The sequence below is a fragment of the Pseudomonas sp. F220 genome (assembly GCF_057813935.1).
In genome coordinates this window covers 1-292 of record NZ_JBVASJ010000172.1, presented here as the reverse complement: position 1 = coordinate 292, position 292 = coordinate 1, and the positions used below count along the sequence as shown (strand labels likewise).

General features: G+C 60.6%; 1 protein-coding gene. It reads left to right on the top strand.

All coding sequences use genetic code 11. From position 1 onward, the window contains the following. Positions 1 to 292: thiolase family protein (locus ACZYSM_RS29510; protein WP_489077226.1), on the top strand; the 292-nt coding region annotated here is incomplete at both ends.

The window sequence follows — 292 nt, the reverse complement described above, 5'->3', positions numbered from 1 at the left end:
TTTCGTGCCTCAGGGCATCGGCGCGGACCTGATCGCCACGCTCGAAGGCGTCAGTCGCCAGGATGTCGATGCCTTTGCGCTGCACTCCCAGCAAAAAGCCGCACGGGCGAGGGCGGACGGTTCCTTCAGCAAGTCATTGGTGCCAGTGCTGGACCAAAACGGCATCGTCCTGCTCGATCACGATGAATTCATTCGCGCCGGCTCCACGCTGGAAGGTTTGGGCAATCTCCAACCGAGCTTCGAAATGATCGGGCAGATGGGCTTCGATGCCACGGCATTGCGGGTCTACAGC